General features: G+C 66.8%; 11 protein-coding genes, 3 tRNA genes and 2 pseudogenes. 6 read left to right on the forward strand and 10 right to left on the reverse strand.

Annotation, left to right across the window (positions count from 1 at the left end):
- Position 1 precedes the first annotated feature (1 nt).
- Positions 2-1,912, forward strand: a complete 1,911-nt coding sequence (gene speA, locus ACSJDS_RS00395; RefSeq protein WP_473034941.1) for a biosynthetic arginine decarboxylase — start codon at positions 2-4, stop codon at positions 1,910-1,912.
- 74 nt (positions 1,913-1,986) lie between these two features.
- Here the strand turns inward: speA and ACSJDS_RS00400 are convergent, their stop codons facing one another.
- On the reverse strand, positions 1,987-2,652 hold the full coding sequence (locus ACSJDS_RS00400; RefSeq protein WP_473031656.1) for a fumarylacetoacetate hydrolase family protein: 666 nt from the start codon (positions 2,650-2,652) through the stop codon (positions 1,987-1,989).
- A 108-nt stretch (positions 2,653-2,760) separates the two neighbouring features.
- A complete protein-coding gene (thpD, locus tag ACSJDS_RS00405; protein ID WP_473031657.1) occupies positions 2,761-3,759 on the reverse strand; it encodes an ectoine hydroxylase in 999 nt (332 codons plus the stop codon).
- A gap of 282 nt (positions 3,760-4,041) precedes the next feature.
- Between thpD and ACSJDS_RS00410 the strand changes: the two genes are divergently transcribed.
- A complete protein-coding gene (locus ACSJDS_RS00410; RefSeq protein WP_473031658.1) occupies positions 4,042-4,569 on the forward strand; it encodes a DUF1269 domain-containing protein in 528 nt (175 codons plus the stop codon).
- Positions 4,570-4,781: 212 nt separating this feature from the next.
- On the opposite strand, the gene ACSJDS_RS00415 is transcribed toward ACSJDS_RS00410, so the two are convergent.
- The 8 genes and pseudogenes from ACSJDS_RS00415 to ACSJDS_RS00450 all read right to left on the reverse strand — a co-directional run bounded on the left by ACSJDS_RS00415 (position 4,782) and on the right by ACSJDS_RS00450 (position 9,435).
- Positions 4,782-4,857, reverse strand: a tRNA-Thr gene (locus ACSJDS_RS00415).
- 46 nt (positions 4,858-4,903) lie between these two features.
- A tRNA-Gln gene (locus ACSJDS_RS00420) sits at positions 4,904-4,978 on the reverse strand.
- A 6-nt stretch (positions 4,979-4,984) separates the two neighbouring features.
- A tRNA-Phe gene (locus ACSJDS_RS00425) sits at positions 4,985-5,060 on the reverse strand.
- 93 nt (positions 5,061-5,153) lie between these two features.
- A complete protein-coding gene (locus ACSJDS_RS00430) occupies positions 5,154-5,426 on the reverse strand; it encodes an oxidative damage protection protein (protein ID WP_473031659.1) in 273 nt (90 codons plus the stop codon).
- A gap of 28 nt (positions 5,427-5,454) precedes the next feature.
- Positions 5,455-6,539 (reverse strand): annotated as a pseudogene (gene mutY / locus ACSJDS_RS00435) (A/G-specific adenine glycosylase).
- A gap of 522 nt (positions 6,540-7,061) precedes the next feature.
- Positions 7,062-8,483, reverse strand: a pseudogene (locus tag ACSJDS_RS00440) (AsmA family protein); the annotation flags it as partial.
- On the reverse strand, positions 8,474-8,977 hold the full coding sequence (locus ACSJDS_RS00445) for an AsmA family protein (RefSeq protein WP_473031660.1): 504 nt from the start codon (positions 8,975-8,977) through the stop codon (positions 8,474-8,476). The gene ACSJDS_RS00445 and the pseudogene ACSJDS_RS00440, both read right to left, overlap by 10 nt.
- Positions 8,974-9,435 (reverse strand): GNAT family N-acetyltransferase, encoded by a 462-nt coding sequence (locus ACSJDS_RS00450; RefSeq protein WP_473031661.1) that lies wholly within the window; start codon positions 9,433-9,435, stop codon positions 8,974-8,976. Before ACSJDS_RS00450 ends, ACSJDS_RS00445 begins: the two co-directional genes overlap by 4 nt.
- A 206-nt stretch (positions 9,436-9,641) precedes the next feature.
- On the opposite strand from ACSJDS_RS00450, the gene hisB reads away from it, so the two are divergent.
- From hisB to hisF, 4 genes are all read left to right on the forward strand, one after another.
- Positions 9,642-10,235, forward strand: coding sequence for an imidazoleglycerol-phosphate dehydratase HisB (gene hisB / locus ACSJDS_RS00455; protein WP_473031662.1), 594 nt, complete (start codon positions 9,642-9,644; stop codon positions 10,233-10,235).
- A gap of 28 nt (positions 10,236-10,263) precedes the next feature.
- Positions 10,264-10,905 (forward strand): imidazole glycerol phosphate synthase subunit HisH, encoded by a 642-nt coding sequence (gene hisH, locus ACSJDS_RS00460; RefSeq protein WP_473031663.1) that lies wholly within the window; start codon positions 10,264-10,266, stop codon positions 10,903-10,905.
- 167 nt (positions 10,906-11,072) lie between these two features.
- The gene (hisA, locus tag ACSJDS_RS00465) at positions 11,073-11,822 is read left to right on the forward strand and encodes a 1-(5-phosphoribosyl)-5-[(5-phosphoribosylamino)methylideneamino]imidazole-4-carboxamide isomerase (RefSeq protein WP_473031664.1); all 750 of its coding nucleotides are present in this window, start codon (positions 11,073-11,075) and stop codon (positions 11,820-11,822) included.
- Positions 11,823-11,824: 2 nt separating this feature from the next.
- Positions 11,825-12,598 carry an imidazole glycerol phosphate synthase subunit HisF gene (gene hisF / locus ACSJDS_RS00470; protein WP_473031665.1) on the forward strand — a complete coding sequence of 258 codons (774 nt, stop codon included), beginning with the start codon at positions 11,825-11,827 and terminating at the stop codon, positions 12,596-12,598.
- Positions 12,599-12,626 lie beyond the last annotated feature (28 nt).

Below are 12,626 nucleotides of genomic sequence, written 5' to 3' on the forward strand. Positions count from 1 at the left end.
CATGGCAAGCAGAGGCGGACCGGCACTGCGCGCCCGGCGCATCTGGAACATCGACCAGTGGGGCAGCGGCTACTTTGACGTGGACGACACCGGCCACGCCCTGGTGCGCCCGTTGGGCAGCGAGAGCGACGGACCCGCGCTGCCACTGGACGAGCTGGTGGACGAGCTGCGCCGGGCCGGGCTGCGCCTGCCGGTGCTGGTGCGATTCACCGATATCCTGCATGACCGGGTCGAGCAGCTGTGCATCGCCTTCGACACCGCCATGGCCGAAGAGAGCTTCGAGGGCGGCTACACTGCGGTCTACCCGATCAAGGTCAACCAGCAGCGCCGGGTGGTGGAGGAGATCCTCGGCACCCAGGAGCGCGGTCGCGGCCGAGTGGGACTCGAGGCCGGCAGCAAGCCGGAGCTGCTCGCCGTGCTGGCGCTCTCCGGCGATGGCTCCTCGCTGATCGTCTGCAACGGCTACAAGGACCGAGAGTACGTGCGCCTGGCACTGATGGGTGAGAAGCTCGGCCATCGGGTCTACCTGGTGGTGGAGAAGCTCTCGGAGCTGCCGCTGATTCTCGAAGAGGCCGAGCGACTCGGCGTCACCCCGCGCATCGGCGTGCGCGCCAGGCTCGCCTCGGTGGGTCGCGGGCGCTGGCAGAATACCGGCGGCGAAAAGTCCAAGTTCGGCCTCACCGCCAGCCAGATCCTGCTGGTGGTCCAGCAGCTGCGCGAGGCCAACGCCCTGGCCAGCCTGCAGCTGGTGCATTTCCACCTGGGCTCGCAGATCGCCAATATCCGCGACATCCAGCGCGGCCTGCGGGAGTGCGCGCGCTTCTACCAGAGCCTGATCTCGCTGGGCGCTCCCGTCGATACCGTGGACGTGGGGGGCGGCCTGGGCATCGACTACGAGGGCACCCGTTCACGCAGCTTCTGCTCGGCCAACTACTCCATGCTCGAGTACGCCCGCAACGTGGTCTACGCCTTTCGCCAGGCGTGCCAGGAGTTCGAGCTGCCGCAGCCGCATCTGATCAGCGAGTCGGGCCGCGCCCTCACCGCGCACCATGCGGTGCTGATCAGCAACGTGATCGGTGACGAGCGGGTCAGCGAACAGGCGCCGGAGCGGCGGGTCGAGGACGACCCCCAGGTCGACGAGCTGTGGCGGGTGCACGACCTGCTCCACGAGATGCACGAGCCGCGCGGGTTGGTGGAAGCCTGGCACGACCTGGTGCATGCCATGGGCGAGCTGCACGAGCGCTTCGTGATCGGTATGGCCGACATCAACGCCCGGGCCGAGGGGGAAGGGGTCTACTTCGCCGCCTGCGCCCGACTGCGCCAACGGCTCGACACCCGCAACCGCGTTCACCGCGAGATCGCCGACGAGCTGGCCGAGAAACTCGCCGATAAGCTGTTCGTCAACTTCTCGCTGTTCCAGTCGGTGCCCGACGTCTGGGGCATCCAGCAGATCTTCCCGGTGCTGCCGCTCTCCGGGCTCAACCGCGAGCCCGAGCGGCGCGGGGTGATTCAGGACATCACCTGCGACAGCGACGGCCGCATCGATGGCTATGTGGACGGCCAGGGGGTGGAGACCACCCTGCCGCTGCCGGAGTGGCAGGAGGGCGAAGAGAAACTGCTGGGCTTCTTCCTGGTGGGCGCCTACCAGGAGATCCTTGGCGACCTGCACAATCTGTTTGGCGACACCGACTCGGCGGACGCCGCCCTGGACGGTAACGGCAGCTGGACGATCAGCCAGATCCAGCAGGGCGATCGAGTGTCGGACGTGCTCGGCTACGTCAACTTCAACGCCGAGGTGCTGCGCCGCCACCTGGCCGACCAGCTCGCCGCCAGCGGCCTCAGCAAGGCCGAGCAGCAGCGCTTCCTCGATGACCTCTCGGCGGGACTGGAAGGCTACACCTACCTGGAGTAGACAGCCGTCGAGGAAGGCGCACCAGAAACGCAAACGCCCCGCCTAGGCGGGGCGTTTGCGTGAGTGGGGCCGTCTCACTCGATGACGCTGGCGGAAACCTCCAGGCCTCCGGTAAGCGTCATGCGCAGGCTGGCACCGCGAGGCAGCTCGCCCACGCCGGACGGCGTGCCGGTCAGCACCACGTCACCGGGCTGCAGCGTGAAATGACGGCTCATCTCGGCCACCAGGGTCGGTACCGGAAACAGCATGTCCGAGCCCTCGCCGTGCTGGCGAAGCTCGCCGTTGATCTCCAGCTCGAAGCTCAGGGCGTTCCAGTTCGGCACCCGGCTGAGCGGCAGGAAAGGGGTCAGCGGGCAGGCACCGTCGAAGGCCTTAGCCACCTCCCAGGGATGCCCTTTTTCCTTGAGACGGGTCTGGACATCGCGCAGGGTCAAATCCAGCCCCAGCCCGATGCCGACGATGGCCCGCTCGGCCTCGTCGCTGGTGGCATGGGCCAGCTCTTCGCCAATCAGCAACGCCAGCTCGATCTCGTAGTGCACTTCGCCCTGGGAAAAAGGCGCATCGAGCGGGGCGTCCAGCGAGACCGCGCTGGTGGACGGCTTGATGAACAGCAGCGGCTCGCTGGGCACCGGGTTGTCCAGCTCCTTGGCATGGTCGGCATAGTTGCGGCCGATGCAGACGATTTTACCCAGCGCATGGGGAAATTCCTGGCCATCGGTAAAACGTGGAACAAAGCGCATGGCGGGTCTTCTCCTTCTCGTTAGCGTGCCGCTCTTCAACGACAAGCGTAACAGTCTACCGCACACCGCGCTGCGTGCCACACTCCCCGACGGCCTGGCCAGGCTCGCTCAGCCCAAGGGGGTCCAGACCTCGTCCGGACCGTGGGCCAGGAAGCTGGGGCGCGGGCGCGGCGCGGCGAAGGGCGCCACACAGCCGTTGTCCCGACGATTGTAGACGAAGAAGACGTTGCTGCGCGGGTCCGGCGACATATTGGCGTTGGAGCCATGCAGCACGTTGCAGTCAAACAGCAACAGGCCCCCGGCGGCGCCGGTCGGCGCCTCGATGCCGTGGCGCTCGACCAGCTGCGACAATGCCTCGCGACTCGGCACGCCGAGCTCCTGCTTCTTGAGCGACTGGCGATGATTGTCTTCCGGGGTCTCGCCAAGACAGGGCACGAACACTCGATGGGAGCCGGGAATCAGCATCAGCGGCCCGTTGAAGTGATGGTTGTCGGTCAGCACGATAGAGGCGCTGACCGCATGCATGGCGGGCATGCCGTCCTCGGCGTGCCAGGTCTCGAAGTCGGAGTGCCAATTGAAGCCTTTGCCCTCGAAGCCCGGCTTGTAGTTGATGCGCGACTGATGCACATAGGGCTCCCCGCCAAGGATCTGGCGCGCCCGCCCCAACAGCCGCTCGTCCCGCGCCAGGGCGGCGAAGCGTTCGGAAAGAAAGTGTACCGCGAACAGCGAACGAATCTCGCGACTCTCCGGCTCGGTGATGCTGAAGTCGCGACCGCGGAACGCCTCGCACTGCAGCAGCTCGTGCAGCTCACTGCGCAGCTCATCGAGCTCCTCGCCGCTGATGAAATCAGGCTCGAACAGAAAGCCCTTGCGCTCGAACTCATCGAGCCTGGCCTGGCTCAGCGGCCCCTGCATGGCGCGCCCCTTGACCACCCCCTCGCGCCGGCTCAGCCACGGCATGTCCAGCGGCTCACTCAAACGCGTGGGGTAGGGATCCTGGCCGGCTCGCGGCGCACCCTTCACTCGGCTAGGCGCCGCCGATGTTCCGGCGGTGGCAGCGAAATCGGCTTGCTTGAGCTTGGGGTTGGACGATGTCTGCACTGACATCCAATCACCTCCTGTGTTTCCGTGATTAGTTTCAGCTAGGCTCGTACCAACGGCAAGACAGCCGCGGGCGACCCCAGGAAAGGAGCCGCTACTATCATCTAAGGGCGGACGTCAGCCGTTTCAACCCCTCCCGGCGCCAGCTCGGCCCGAAGGAGTCAAGCGCGACTAGGCAGCAGGGCTGCCCCGGTTGGCGAGCCGGCCACCCCAAGTGCTAAACCGAGGGACAAGGCAGTCGAACAGGCGCAGGTCGCCACTGCATACGAACGAGGGAGGAGCCTGGCCATGCTACGTTTATATTTTCTGATACCCGACAAGGTCACCGCCACCGACATCGTCCATGAGCTCAGCGAGATGGGCCTGGCCAAGGAGGACATGCACGTGCTGGGCACGGACTGGCGATCTCTCGAAGAGGAAGAGGGCGTCCCCCACGCAACCCTGATCCAGACCTCCGACGTGGTCAACGCCTTCCGTAGAGGCGCCATCACCGGGGGTACTGTCGGCGTGGCGCTGGGCCTGGCCATCCACTTCATACTGGCCGGCACCCATATCGTCTGGATGGTGGTAGGACTAGGCGTATTTGGCACCCTGTTCGGCATCTGGGCCAGCACCATGGTCGGCGTATCGGTGCGCGACATCAAGGTTGCCAAGTTCGACAAGCAGTTAAAACAAGGCCAGCTGCTGCTGATGGTCGACGTTCCGGCCGAGCGAGAGGAGAACGTCACGCGTGTGATCCGCCGCCACCACCCCGAGGTCGTGATCGACAAGATACGCCCCCGGGACAAACGCAAGCACGGCGGCGAAGGTCACTGAAACCGGCAGATCCCCCGCTTTGGACTCTGGCGCGAGGCGGTTCCCATCGTCGGATCATCCACCACTTGCGCCTTTAGCTGCTCGGGGGCGAGAGCTACCGACTGAAGCAGAAGAGGCTCAGTTGACGGTCACGGGTGGGTCAGTAACGAAAAAACCGCCTCAATGGGCGGCTTCTCAACTGCTGCAATTCGTTGATAATCCCGACGTTTAGATGGTGCCGGCACCAGGAGTCGAACCCGGGACCTACTGATTACAAGTCAGTTGCTCTACCAACTGAGCTATGCCGGCTCGGGACCGACTCAGACGAAATGCAGAATCGGAAACAGGGTTGGCGTGGCTGGGGTACCAGGATTCGAACCTGGGAATGCCGATACCAAAAACCGGTGCCTTACCACTTGGCTATACCCCAGCAGTGTGGTGGCCAGAGACGGAATCGAACCGCCGACACGGGGATTTTCAATCCCCTGCTCTACCAACTGAGCTATCTGGCCGCTGCCAACGGTGCGTATTAAACAAGATACCGCCGTCGCCGTCAACCCCTTTCTTATCATGCAGATGAGGAGGCGTGACCAAGGCCCAGCCGCTTAGCGCTCGGGCGGCACATAGCCTTCAGCCTGGTCGGTCTCGCGGTTGTCCAGGAAGCGCTCCATCTGGTCGGTGAGATACTCCCGTGCGGCGGGGTCGAGCATGTTCAGGTGCTTCTCGTTGATGAGTCGCGTCTGCAGCGCCTGCCACTCCTCCCAGGCCCGCTTCGACACACTGGCCTGGATATCTCTGCCCTTCTTGCCCGGCAGGGGCGGAAACGGCAGGGCCTCGAGTTCCTGCTGGTACTTGCGGCAGTAGACAGTCTGGCTCATGGGGTTCTCCTGGTCAGGTGTGGGGGGATCAAGGGCCTGGCGCGGTAAGGGTGAAGGTCGCAAGCGAGGTGAGCAGCGACTTCACCGGTGCCGCCAGGCCCAGGCTGTCGGGGTTATCGGGATCGTACCAGCGCCGGCCCTCGCCCACCGAGTCGAGTCGACTGACTCTGGCCGGCTGCGGGGTGATCTCGAGCCGAAAGTGGCTGAATACATGGGTAAAGGTGGACCCGCTGGGGGCCAGCCTGCTGCCCGGGGCGTGCTGATCCAGCCAGGCCACGAGGGCGGGCTGATCGTCGAACTGCGGCAGGCTCCAGAGTCCGCCCCACAGGCCGCTGGCAGGCCGTCGCTCCAGCAGTACACGCCCCTGGGCATCCTGCAGCACCAGCATCAGGGTGGTACGGGTGGGCAGGGCCTTCTTCGGCTTGGACTCGGGGAAGCGGCGCTGCTCCCCCGCGCATGGGCCACGCAGACGTCCGCAAAGGGACAGCTCACGCATTCGGGCATGCCGCGACGGCACAGGGTGGCCCCGAAGTCCATCATCGCCTGGGTGTAGTCGGCCAGGCGATGATGGGGCGTGTAGTGCTCGGCCAGGGCCCACAGGCGGCGCTCCACGGCCGGCCGCCCCGGCCAACCCGGTATGGCATGCAGGCGAGCGAGGCTGCGCTTCACGTTACCGTCGAGAATCACCGCCCGCCGGCCGCTGCTCTGGGCCACGATGGCCCCCGCGGTGGAGCGACCGATGCCCGGCAGCTCGGCCAGCGCCTCCACCTCGAGGGGCAGCTCGCCGGCATGGTGGTCGACGATCTCCCTGGCCGCCCGGTGCAGGTTGCGGCCACGGGCGTAATAGCCAAGCCCCGTCCACAGGTGCAGGACCTCATCCTGTTCGGCGTCAGCCAGGGCCTGGACGTTCGGAAAGCGCGCCATGAAACGCTCGAAATAGGGGATCACCGTGGCGACCTGGGTCTGCTGCAGCATGATCTCAGATACCCAGACCCGGTAGGGCGAGCGGTCATGCTGCCAGGGCAGGTCGTGGCGGCCGTAGCGGTCGTACCAGGCCAGCAGCCGGCCCTGGAAGGCCTCGGCGGACAGTACGGGCACGGGAGAATCCGTCATCATCGATCCTTGTCGGGCGCGCTCAGGGTCAGCGGCAAAAAAAGCGCCGACACGGGGCCGGCGCAGGGACTGACTTGCTTGATGCTCAGTTGAAGAGACCGCGCAGGGCGTCACGGAGTTCCTGGCCGGCACCCTCCCCGAGCCGCTCCTCGAGCTGTTCCAGGGGGCGCTCCAGGCGCCGCTCGATTTCATCCTGCCCCGGCGCGCGGCCTCGTCGCGTAGCAGCTCGACCAGGCTGGCCTGGAAGGCTTCGCGGTCGAAGCGGCACCACTCGCGGCTATCGCCCAGGTAGCTGCCGGAGCAGCGCACCGGCAGCGGTACCCGCTCCAGGCGCGGGTTGACGCGACAGGCCGCATCGGCGCTATCGACGAAGCGGGCCGCGGCGCGCAGGTCGAAGCGCTCGGTGACCAGGTCCAGCTCCCCCTCGCCGCCCAGTTCAATGCCGGGCAGGGTGAGCAGGATGTCGTCGCTGCGGGCCACACCGTCGTTGATCCGGATACTGGCCTCGGCCCGGTCGAAGCGGGTGTCGGCACTCCAGTCGCGGGTGGTCTCGCGTCCCTCGAGGGCGGCGACGGTGGTGCACAGCTCCCGGGAGACATTGACGTCGAGCACTGCCCCTTCGTCGATATGCGCGGCCAATCGACCATCCAGGTTGCGCCGCAGCTGCAGCCAGCTGTTGCCCCGCGACTCCAGCTGACCGTCGACCGTGAGTCGGCCGCGCAGCGGCGACGGCTCCTCGCTGCGGCCCAGCGCCTGAATCAGCGGCTCCAGGCGCACCCGCGAGAGCGTCGGCGACAGCTGCCAGCGAACCGGGTCGCGGGTCAGGTCGAGCTCCCCGCCGGCATGGAGCTCACCGTCGTAGAACCCTGAGGTGAAACGCTCCAGGCGCTGTCGCCCCTCGCTTCCGGCCAGCTCCAGCTCGACCTCGGCAAAGTCAAGGCCCATCAGCCGTAGCTGCCCCAGCGTCAGGCTGGCGTCCAGGCTCAGTGCCGAGAGCCATTCGGCGGGCACCAGCGGCGCCTCCTCATCGGCATGGGCGCGGCCGATGGCGAAGAAACCGCTCCGCGAGGCGGTATCGGCGGCCCCTTCGGGCGGCGGCAGGTAGGCATCCAGGTCCAGGCGGTCGCCCCGCAGATCCACGTTCAGGTCGTTGCCCGCGAACCCCATGGCCAGGCGGCCGGTGAAGGTGCTGTCATCCAGCACCAGGGTCAGGCTGGAAAGCTCGAGCCGGTTCAGGTCGCCGCGCACCGGACTGGTCATGGCGACGTCGGAGAGCGCGTCCGACCCGGCCATGACCGGCAGTCGCTCCATGCGCGTGAGCCAGGGCCTAAGCGACAGCGGCGCCAGGCTGAGCTGGCCGCTGTAGGTGGGCGCCGTGTCCAGCCCGGCCAGATTGAGATTGCCGCTCAGGCGCAGGCCGTCCGGGCCGCTGAGCTGCAGCTTGCGCAGCTGGGCGGTGTGCTCGGCTAGATCGGCATCGAGCACGAAACCAAGCGAGAGCGCTACCGGCTGCTCGCCCAGCGCCGAGTGCTGGAGGCTGGCATCCAGCTGGCCCTCCTCGAGCCGCATGCGTCGCTGGGAGAGCTCCAGCAACAGCTCCCGGCCGCTGACATTCAATGCCTGGCGCCCCTCCACCTCGGCGAGCCGGGTGGTCGTATTCAGCTGGGGCTCCTCGAGCCGGTAGCGCCGCTCGGCCAGGTCGAGATGAACCCGGCTTTCCAGCGAGACCTCGCTAGAGAGCCCCGGCGTGCGCTCCAGCTCCCGCCAGTCCAGGGCGCCATAGGAGGCTATGCGAAAGGAGGTCCGGAGCGGAAAGGCGCGGGCGGGATTGACGTTGGTGCCGGTCAGGCTGAGCCCTTCCAGCAGCCACTCCCGCTCCTCGCCAAGGTCGCGGTACAGCACCTCGCCGTTGCGCACCTGAACGCTGGCGATGTTCAGTGCCACCGCCAGATTGCCGCCCCCGCGAAGCTGGGGCTGGGGCCGGCGCTGGCCGGGGCCAGCACCGTCTCGGCGCCCTCGCGACGCTCGTCCAGCCGCTGCAGCAGCGACTCCCAGTTGCCGCGCCCCTCGGCATCGCGCTCCAGGCGCAGCTGCATGCCATCCAGGGTCAAGCCCTCGATGGCGATCTCGCGGCGCAGCAGAGGCGCGAAGGCGAGGCTAACCTCGGCCCGCTCGAAGGCCAGGAAGGGGGCCTCATCCTCCTGTTCCGGCAGGCGGCTCTCGACGCTCTCCACGCTGACCCCCAGCCGCGGGTAGAACGACCAGGCCAGCGGCCCCTCCATGGTCAGCTCGAGCCCGCTATGCTCTTCCACCACCTCGATGAGGCGCGGCTTGAAGTCTTCGGGATCGAGAAAGGTCGTGACATATACCACTGCGGCCACCACCACGACGCCGAGCACGCCGATGGCCGCCAGCAGCGTTTGAAAGAGTCGCTTCATGGCGTCTCTTCTCCCTGTCCCTGTAGCGGTGGGTCGAGTTCGAAATAGTCACCGGTGGCATGCAGCCGGTAACCCAGACGGCTGAGCAGCATCTGATCGGGCATCGGCAGCTGGGAGGCCGGCACCCGCAGCTGGCATCCCCGGTCATGGGCCGAACGGCTGATCAGCGCCAGCAGACGCGAGCCGACGCCTCGCCGGCGGGTGGTCTTGCGTACGCACATCTGTGACAGCCACCAGGCGTCGGGGTCGGAGCGCACCGCCACGGCGCCGAGCAGCCGATCATTGAATCGCGCGCAGCCAAAGAAGTGGCCAGCACTGAGGTGGTCGGAAATGAAGTCGTCCACCGCGGCAGGCAGGCGATCGGCCGGGGCATCCTGATAGATGCGCTGCAGATCGAGCCGTACCTGGGCATCCTCGCCCCAGGCGGTGTGATCGACGAGATGTAGCGTTACCGGCATAGGAGCTCTCCGGGGCCAGGCGGCAATGCGCCGCCGCTGTGATGGGCGCATTGTAGCGGATGGGGGCGTCGATTCACTATAATGGCCGCTCTACGGCGGCAAGCGCTGCGGCTTGCCCGCCCGGCAGCGGCCGCGCCGTGCTTCCGGGCCAACCCCTGAATTCGCGCCGGCACCGCAGAGACAGGCCAGCGCTGGAGAGAGTCCCCATGTCCGAGCGTATCGCCACGGTCAGCCGTGACACCCAGGAAACCCAGATCACGGTGTCCGTGAACCTGGATGGCGAAGGTCGACTGACCTGCGAGACCGGCGTTCCTTTTCTCGACCATATGCTCGACCAGGTGGCCCGCCACGGCCTGGTCGATCTCGATATCAAGGCGGTGGGCGACCTGCACATCGACGACCACCACACCGTCGAGGACCTGGGCATTACCCTGGGCCAGGCCTTCGCCCGCGCCATCGGCGACAAGCGCGGCATCCGCCGCTACGGCCATGCCTATGTGCCGCTGGACGAGGCGCTCTCGAGGGTGGTGATCGATTTCTCCGGCCGGCCGGGCCTGTTCATGGAGGTCGACTTCACCCGCGCCAGCATCGGCCGCCTAGACACCCAGCTGTTCTGGGAATTCTTCCAGGGTTTCGTCAATCATGCCGGCGTCACCTTGCATATCGACAACCTGAAGGGGTTCAACGCCCACCACCAGGCGGAAACCATCTTCAAGGCCTTTGGTCGCGCGCTGCGCATGGCCGTGGAGCCCGACCCGGGCATGGCCGGCCAGATGCCGTCCACCAAGGGCTGCCTGTAGGACCGCGACCGACACCAGAGGAGCACTCATGACCATTGCCGTCATCGACTACGGAATGGGCAATCTGCATTCGGTTGCCAAAGCCCTGGAGCACGTCACCCACGAGCATGTGACCATCACCCGCGACCCGCGCCGTATCCGCGGCGCCACCCGCCTGGTGCTGCCCGGCCAGGGGGCGATCCGCGACTGCATGGGTGAACTCGAGAAGACCGAGCTGCGCGGCCTCGTCGAGGAGCTGCTGGCCAGTCAGGCCAAGCCGCTGCTGGGCATCTGCGTGGGCCAGCAGATGCTGCTGGAGCACAGCGAGGAGAACGGCGGCATCCACTGCCTGGGCTTTCTGCCCGGCGAGGTGAGGCGCTTTCCCACCGACATGCGCGACGACCACGACCAGCGCCTGAAGGTCCCGCACATGGGCTGGAACCTGGTGCATCAGCATCGCGAGCATCCGCTGTGGAAGGGCATCGACCAGGACGAGCACTTCTATTTCGTGCACAGCTATCATGCCGAGGCCAGCGACGACGCCACGGTGTTTGGCACCACCGACTATGGCCGCATCAGCGCCCATGTGGCGGTGGGCCGCGATGCCACCTTCGCCGTGCAGTTCCACCCGGAGAAGAGCTCCCGGGCCGGCCTCACCCTGCTGGAAAACTTCGTGCGCTGGACTCCCTGAGCGGCGGCCACACCGCGCCAGGACGACCTCGCCGCACACGACTCATCCACCGGGCGCCCCGCTGCTGCGCCGCCAATCACCGGCGCCCGACGACGCGCCACTAATTTCAGGCGCCCGCAGACGCGCCGCTAATCAGGCGCCCGACGACGCGCCGAAAGGAGCTGGACATGCTGGTAATTCCCGCCATCGATCTCAAGGACGGCCAGTGCGTGCGCCTGAAGCAGGGCCGCATGGAAGACGCCACCACCTATGGCGACGACCCCGTGGCCATGGCCGCTCGCTGGGTCGAGGCCGGCGCCCGTCGCCTGCACCTGGTCGACCTCAACGGCGCCTTCGCCGGCGAGCCGGTCAATGGCGAGGCGGTGACCGCCATCGCCAAGCGCTTCCCCGAGCTGCCGATCCAGATCGGCGGCGGCATCCGCTCCGCCGAGACCATCGAGCACTACCTCGCCGCCGGGGTCAGCTACGTGATCATCGGCACCAAGGCGGTCAAGGAGCCCGACTTCGTCGGCGAGATGTGCCGCGCCTTTCCGGGACATGTGATCGTCGGGCTCGATGCCCGTGACGGTTTCGTCGCCACCGACGGCTGGGCCGAAGTCTCCCAGGTGAAGGCGGTAGATCTCGCCAGGCGCTTCGCCGACGATGGGGTCTCGAGCATTGTCTACACCGATATCGCCCGGGACGGCATGCTGAACGGCGTCAACGTCGAGGCCACCGCGGCGCTTGCCCGCGACGGCGGCCTGCCGGTGATCGCCTCGGGCGGAGTGACCAACCTAGACGACCTGCGTGCCCTGGTGGAAGCCGGTGAGCCGGGGATCCTCGGCGCCATCACCGGGCGTGCCATCTACGAGGGCAGCCTGGACGTGGCCGAAGGCCAGCGTCTCTGCGACCAACTCACCAGCCAAGCGGGGAACTGACCATGCCACTGGCCAAACGCATCATCCCCTGCCTCGACGTCGACGCCGGCCGCGTGGTCAAGGGCGTCAACTTCATCGGCATTCGCGACGCCGGCGACCCGGTGGAGATCGCCCAGCGCTACAACCAGCAGGGCGCCGACGAGATCACCTTCCTGGACATCACCGCCAGTCACGAGGATCGCGACACCACGGTGGAGATGGTCGAGCGAATCGCCGGCGAGGTGTTCATTCCGCTGACCGTGGGGGGCGGCATCCGCTCCTGCGACGACATTCGCACCATGCTCAACGCCGGCGCCGACAAAGTGTCGATCAACACCGCCGCGGTGAACAATCCCGAGTTCGTCCGCGAGGCCGCCGAGCGCTTCGGCAGCCAGTGCATCGTGGTGGCCATCGATGCCAAGCAGGTATCCAAGGAGGGCGAACCGCCGCGCTGGGAGATCTTCACCCACGGCGGCCGCCGCCCTACCGGACTGGATGCCGTCGAGTGGGCCAAGAAGATGGTCGAGTACGGCGCCGGCGAACTGCTGCTCACCAGCATGGACCGCGATGGCACCAAGGCAGGCTTCGACCTGGGCGTGACCCGCGCCATCAGCGAAGCAGTCAGCGTACCGGTGATCGCCTCCGGCGGCGTCGGCAACCTCGACCACCTGGTGGAAGGGGTGCGTGAGGGCGGTGCCGACGCGGTGCTGGCCGCCAGCATCTTCCACTTCGGCGAATACACCATTCCCGAGGCCAAGCGCTATATGGCCGAGCGGGGCATCGAAATGCGACTCTAGGAGAACATATCTCTCTCAGGAGCGTCAT

Source organism: Halomonas sp. SL18_1 (genome assembly GCF_055755715.1).

Bases quoted from the DNA above. Each gene is read 5' to 3' on its own strand.
- ACSJDS_RS00450 (WP_473031661.1), bottom strand. From the start codon at position 9,435: ATGCCGGTAACGCTACATCTCGTCGATCACACCGCCTGGGGCGAGGAT.
- ACSJDS_RS00445 (WP_473031660.1), bottom strand. From the start codon at position 8,977: ATGAAGCGACTCTTTCAAACGCTGCTGGCGGCCATCGGCGTGCTCGGC.
- ACSJDS_RS00410 (WP_473031658.1), top strand. From the start codon at position 4,042: ATGCTACGTTTATATTTTCTGATACCCGACAAGGTCACCGCCACCGAC.
- hisH (WP_473031663.1), top strand. From the start codon at position 10,264: ATGACCATTGCCGTCATCGACTACGGAATGGGCAATCTGCATTCGGTT.
- ACSJDS_RS00400 (WP_473031656.1), bottom strand. From the start codon at position 2,652: ATGCGCTTTGTTCCACGTTTTACCGATGGCCAGGAATTTCCCCATGCG.
- speA (WP_473034941.1), top strand. From the start codon at position 2: ATGGCAAGCAGAGGCGGACCGGCACTGCGCGCCCGGCGCATCTGGAAC.
- ACSJDS_RS00430 (WP_473031659.1), bottom strand. From the start codon at position 5,426: ATGAGCCAGACTGTCTACTGCCGCAAGTACCAGCAGGAACTCGAGGCC.
- hisA (WP_473031664.1), top strand. From the start codon at position 11,073: ATGCTGGTAATTCCCGCCATCGATCTCAAGGACGGCCAGTGCGTGCGC.
- hisF (WP_473031665.1), top strand. From the start codon at position 11,825: ATGCCACTGGCCAAACGCATCATCCCCTGCCTCGACGTCGACGCCGGC.
- hisB (WP_473031662.1), top strand. From the start codon at position 9,642: ATGTCCGAGCGTATCGCCACGGTCAGCCGTGACACCCAGGAAACCCAG.
- thpD (WP_473031657.1), bottom strand. From the start codon at position 3,759: ATGTCAGTGCAGACATCGTCCAACCCCAAGCTCAAGCAAGCCGATTTC.